General features: G+C 31.3%; 5 protein-coding genes. 4 read left to right on the forward strand and 1 reads right to left on the reverse strand.

Features of this window, described 5'->3' with window-relative positions:
• The first annotated feature begins 188 nt into the window (after positions 1-188).
• The 3 genes from AB1Z17_RS09195 to AB1Z17_RS09205 are packed head-to-tail and all read left to right on the forward strand — an operon-like array spanning position 189 to position 2,927.
• Positions 189-941 carry a 5'-nucleotidase C-terminal domain-containing protein gene (locus AB1Z17_RS09195; RefSeq protein WP_368051509.1) on the forward strand — a complete coding sequence of 251 codons (753 nt, stop codon included), beginning with the start codon at positions 189-191 and terminating at the stop codon, positions 939-941.
• A gap of 13 nt (positions 942-954) precedes the next feature.
• Entirely contained in the window at positions 955-1,866 is a 912-nt protein-coding gene (locus AB1Z17_RS09200; protein WP_368051510.1) for a bifunctional UDP-sugar hydrolase/5'-nucleotidase, read from the forward strand.
• Between the two features lie 20 nt (positions 1,867-1,886).
• Positions 1,887-2,927, forward strand: a complete 1,041-nt coding sequence (locus AB1Z17_RS09205; protein ID WP_368051511.1) for a GMP reductase — start codon at positions 1,887-1,889, stop codon at positions 2,925-2,927.
• A gap of 112 nt (positions 2,928-3,039) precedes the next feature.
• Here AB1Z17_RS09205 and dnaK read toward each other — a convergent pair whose 3' ends face one another.
• Positions 3,040-4,956, reverse strand: a complete 1,917-nt coding sequence (gene dnaK, locus AB1Z17_RS09210) for a molecular chaperone DnaK (RefSeq protein WP_368051512.1) — start codon at positions 4,954-4,956, stop codon at positions 3,040-3,042.
• A 215-nt stretch (positions 4,957-5,171) separates the two neighbouring features.
• On the opposite strand from dnaK, the gene AB1Z17_RS09215 reads away from it, so the two are divergent.
• Positions 5,172-6,088, forward strand: a 917-nt coding sequence (locus tag AB1Z17_RS09215; RefSeq protein WP_368051513.1) for a serine dehydratase beta chain, incomplete at its 3' end; no start/stop codon positions are given.

The following is a 6,088-nucleotide window of genomic DNA, read 5'->3' on the forward strand; positions in this document are numbered from 1 at the left end:
AAGAAATATCATCCAATACAATAAGTACATTTTTTATTTTTTTTGAAGGGCTTTCAGCTGAATCTGCTAACCATTCTTTAACTTTTTTGTTAAAAAATAATTGATTACTTTTTCGTTTAATTCCTGTAAAAATCATTTATATTTACCGTTGAGTCACAAAATTAATTAAAATCATTAGTATTTCAACAATGAAAAATTTTATTATTTCATTATTTACAGTTCTACTTATAATTAGTTGTAAAAATGAACCACAACAGGTGGTTAAGATTGAAGGAAAATTATTACCAATTAATCAGGAAATTGAGTCCGTAAAAGAAATTGAAGATTTTATTGAACCCTACAAACAAAAAGTGGCGACAGAAATGAATACTGTGCTTACTTATACAGCAATAAATTTAGTTAGAACCGATGGTTCATTAGAAAGTACTTTAGGTAATTTAATGGCAGATTTATGTTATCAAAGAGCCAATCCTGTTTTTAACTCAAGAACTAACAAAAATATAGATTTCGCATTGTTTAATTATGGAGGTATTAGAGCAGGAATTACAAAAGGCGACGTTAAAATGGAACACGCTTTTAATCTAATGCCTTTTGAAAACAGTTTAGTTGTTGTTGAATTAACAGCCGACAAAATTAAAGAACTTGTAACTTATTTAATCGAAAATAAGAAAGCGCACCCGCTTTCTAAACACATTAATTTAGCTATTACTAAAACTGGATATTCGCTGAAAATTAATAACAAACCTTTAGAGAATAATGCTACATATTTTGTGTTAACCTCTGATTATCTTCAAAATGGTGGTGATAATATGACCTTTTTTAAAGATCCTGTCTCTATTATAAATTTAGATTATAAGTTTAGAAATGCCATTATAGATTATTTTAAAGAAACCGACACCCTTAAAACTAATTTAGACGGAAGATTTAGATTAGAAAATTAATAAATAGCTACAAATGAAGAGAAGAAATTTTATACAACAATCAACAGCAGCAACAGCTTTTTTAACTTTGGGTGGTTTGTCTTTACAATCATTTGCAAAAAAAACATCAAAACACATTACTATTTTACATACAAATGATACACATAGCCATATAGAACCTTTTCCAAGCGATCATTATAAAACTCCAAACCAAGGTGGTGTAGCTAGACGCGCAACTTTAATAGAAAACATTAGAAAAGAAAATCCAAACACCTTATTATTGGATGCTGGAGACATTTTTCAAGGAACACCTTTTTTTAACTTTTATGGTGGAGAATTGGAGTTTAAACTAATGAGTATGCTTAAATATGACGCTGCAACAATTGGAAATCACGATTTTGATAATGGTATTGAAGGACTCTTTGCACAATTACCAAACGCTAAATTTGATTTTTTATCAGCTAATTACAATTTTAAAGATACTATTTTAGAAAATTCCATAGAACCTTATAAAGTATTTATAAAAGATGGAATAAAAATTGGCGTTTTTGGTTTAGGTGTTGAATTAGAAGGCTTAGTTGATCCGAAAATGTACAAAGAAACTAAATATCTGGATCCTATTGAAATAGCACAAGATATGAGTCGAATTTTAAAAGAAGAAAAAAAATGTGATTTAGTCATTTGCCTTTCACATTTAGGATATCACTATAAAAATGAAAATAAAATTGGGGATTTAATCTTAGCTTCAAAAACAAAAGATATTGACTTAATTATTGGTGGACATACACATACTTTTTTACCTAAACCTACAATTACAAAAAATAGTATTGGAGAAAATGTGTTGGTAAATCAAGTAGGATGTTATGGATTAAATGTTGGAAGAATAGATTTTTATTTTGATAATGATGCCTCTAAAATTAGTAAAGGAAAAAGTATAATTGTTTAAAAAATTATTTAAAAGGTAGTATGAGAATTGAAACAGGATTAAAATTAGGATTTAAAGATGTAATGATTCGTCCAAAAAGGTCAACATTAAGCTCAAGATCACAGGTAACTTTAGATAGAAATTTTACTTTTTTACATAGTAAATATAAATGGAATGGCATTCCAATAATGGCGGCAAATATGGATACTGTCGGTACTTTTGAAATGGCAACGGAACTTGCAAAACATAAAATATTTACTGCTATTCATAAACATTATACATTCCAACAATGGTCTGATTTTATAAAATCTATTCCTTCAGAGTATATAGATTATTTTGCTGTTAGTACCGGAACTGGTAAACCAGACTCGATAAAACTTGCGACAATTTTAAACAACCATCCACAAATAAAATTTATTTGTATCGACGTAGCAAATGGCTATTCAGAACATTTTGTAAGTTTTGTAAAACAAACCCGAAAAAAATATCCAGAAAAAGTGATTATGGCTGGCAATGTTGTAACTGGTGAAATGGTTGAAGAATTATTACTAGCCGGTGCAGATATTATAAAAGTTGGTATTGGCCCAGGATCTGTTTGTACAACCCGTGTAAAAACCGGTGTTGGCTATCCACAACTTTCTGCAATTATTGAATGTGCAGATGCTGCACATGGTTTGGGCGGACAAATAGTTTCGGATGGTGGATGTAAAATTCCAGGAGATATTGCTAAAGCTTTTGGTGGTGGTGCAGATTTTGTAATGTTAGGAGGAATGTTAGCTGGACACACAGAAAGTGGCGGAAAAACTATAGAAATTAATGGTGAAAAATACAAACAATTTTATGGTATGAGTTCAGAAACCGCAATGAATAAACACGTTGGTGGTGTTGCAAATTACAGAGCTTCTGAAGGAAAAACTGTTGAAGTACCCTTTAGAGGTGCCGTTGAAAATACTGTGCAAGATTTTTTAGGTAGTCTTCGTTCAACCTGTACCTATGTTGGAGCTAGCAAATTAAAAGAACTAACAAAAAGAACAACTTTTATAAGAGTACAAGAACAACATAATGAGGTTTTTTCAAAGTAACACTTTAGTTACACCTTAAATAAAATACGTATTTAGCTAAATTTTTAACCAAAAAAAAACTGTCTAAAAGTTTTACCCTTTGACAGTTTTTAAATTTATTTTAAAAGTAAGATTACTTATCTTCTTTTACTTCTTCAAAGTCCACATCCTCTACATTATCTCCCTCATTTTTAGGCTGTCCGTTATCAGATGGTTCTCCAGTTGGAGCTCCTTGAGCTTGACCTTCTTGTTGTGCTTTGTACATTTCTTCACTTGCTACTTTCCAAGCTTCGTTTATCTTTTCCATTGCAGCATCAATTTGTGCAATATCTTTAGATTCGTGTGCTTTTTTAAGTTCAGTTAAAGCAGCTTCAATTGGATCTTTTTTATCAGCTGATAATTTTTCACCAAATTCTTTTAATTGTTTTTCTGTTTGGAAAATCATAGAGTCTGCTCCATTAATTTTTTCCGCAACTTCTTTTGCGTTTTTATCCGCATCAGCATTTGCTTCAGCATCTGCTTTCATTTTTTTGATTTCATCTTCAGTTAACCCAGAAGAAGCTTCAATTCTAATATCTTGCGTTTTATTTGTTGCTTTATCTGTTGCAGTTACATGGATAATTCCGTTCGCATCAATATCAAAAGTTACTTCAATTTGTGGAGTACCTCTTTGTGCTGGTGGAATTCCATCTAAATGAAAACGACCAATTGTTTTATTATCCGCTGCCATTGCGCGTTCACCTTGTAACACATGAATTTCTACTGACGGTTGGTTATCTGCAGCCGTTGAGAATACTTGCGACTTTTTAGTTGGAATTGTAGTGTTCGCTTCAATTAACTTAGTCATTACATTACCCATAGTTTCGATACCTAAAGATAAAGGTGTAACGTCTAATAACAATACATCTTTTACATCTCCAGTTAAAACTCCACCTTGAATAGCTGCTCCAATTGCAACAACCTCATCTGGATTTACACCTTTTGATGGTGCTTTTCCAAAGAATTTTTCAACTGCTTCAACAACCGCAGGAATACGCGTTGAACCACCTACTAAAATAATTTCATCAATATCACCAGTTGTTAAACCAGCACCTTTTAATGCTGTTTTACAAGGTTCAATTGTTCTTTTAATTAAATCATCAATTAATTGTTCAAATTTTGCTTTTGTTAAACTACGTACCAAGTGTTTTGGTCCTGAAGCCGTAGCTGTAACATAAGGTAAATTAATTTCTGTTTTTGCGGAAGATGACAATTCAATCTTCGCTTTTTCAGCGGCTTCTTTTAAACGTTGTAAAGCCATTGGATCTTTACGTAAATCCATATTTTCTTCAGCTTCAAACTCTTCAGCTAACCAATCAATAATTTTTTGATCAACATCATCTCCACCTAAGTGTGTATCTCCATCAGTTGAAAGTACTTCAAAAACACCATCTCCTAATTCTAATATTGAAACATCATGTGTTCCTCCACCAAAGTCAAAAACAACTATTTTTTGATCAACTCCTTTTTTGTCCATACCATAAGCCAATGCCGCAGCAGTTGGTTCGTTTATAATACGACTTACTTTTAAACCTGCAATTTCACCTGCTTCTTTTGTAGCCTGACGTTGTGCATCGTTAAAATATGCTGGCACAGTTACAACTGCTTCAGAAACTTCAGTACCTAAATAATCTTCCGCAGTTTTCTTCATTTTTTGAAGAATCATTGCTGAAATTTCTTGTGGAGTGTATAATCTTCCATCAATATCAACACGTGGTGTATCATTATCTCCTTTTACCACTTTATAAGGTACACGTTCTGCTTCCATTTTAGATTCAGAATATTTATTACCCATAAAACGTTTAATAGAATAAATGGTTTTTAAAGGGTTTGTAACCGCTTGTCTTTTTGCTGGATCTCCAACTTTACGTTCACCACCTTCAATAAATGCTACAATAGAAGGTGTAGTTCTTTTTCCTTCTGCATTAGGAATTACAACCGGCTCATTACCTTCCATTACTGAAACACAAGAGTTGGTAGTTCCTAAATCAATTCCTATAATCTTACTCATAATTATATATTTTTATTATTTAATTTTTTTAAACTTACACTAACAATTAGACAATGATTATGCCATTACAAATTTTATGTCAATATGTCATAATTCAATTATATTTAAGTTTAGATTGTCATTATTAGCTACCTAAATCTATATAAATATTTTATTAAAAATGACACAAATATTTATCAATACTATATATTTACGGCTTAAATTAAAACTATATAATGGAGTGTATTTCTATTTTTGATATGCTAAAAATTGGTGTTGGACCTTCGAGTTCTCATACATTAGGTCCTTGGAGAGCTGCGGAAAGATGGATTAATCATTTAAAAAAAGAAAATCTTTTTTCAGAAATTACTTCCGTAAAAGTAGATTTGTATGGATCGTTATCTTTAACAGGAAAAGGCCATGCAACAGATTTGGCTATAATTTTGGGTTTATCAGGTGCTGATCCAGAATATATTCCAACAGAAGAAATAACACCTCTAGTTTCTAAAATTAAAGCAACACAGCAATTAAAAATTGGAAATGCTTTTACTATTAATTTTAAACCGGTAACTGATATTATTTTTAATAAAGAGTTTTTACCATTTCATTCAAATGCAATAAAATTTACTGGATTTAACAACACTTCTGAAATTTCAACAGATACCTACTACTCTATTGGTGGTGGTTTTGTAGTAAGAGAAGAATTAATTCATGCCAAAGAAAATATTGCGATTTTTAAAACATTTCCTTATTCAATTCAAAAAGCGACAGAATTAGAGTTCTATTGTAAGCAACAACAATTAAAAATTTCTGAAATTGTTTTAGAAAACGAACGCTCTTTAAGAACAGATACTGAAATTGATTTTGAAATTCAACGTATTTGGGATACAATGTTGGAATGCATGTATATTGGTTGCCATACAGAAGGCCTGTTACCCGGCGGATTAAAAGTTAGAAGACGCGCTTTTGACATGCATCAAAAATTAAAGGAAGATAGCATTTACAGTAATCCCGAAGAATGGTTACGTGCCATTAGAAATACTGATGTTAAGTTTCGTCAAATATTAAAGTGGGTAAGTTGTTTTGCTTTAAGTGTAAATGAAGTGAATGCTTCACTTGGAAGAGTGGTAACCGCTCCAACTAATGGAAGTGC

It is taken from the genome of Lutibacter sp. (genome assembly GCF_040883305.1).
Classification (GTDB): Bacteria; Bacteroidota; Bacteroidia; order Flavobacteriales; family Flavobacteriaceae; genus Lutibacter.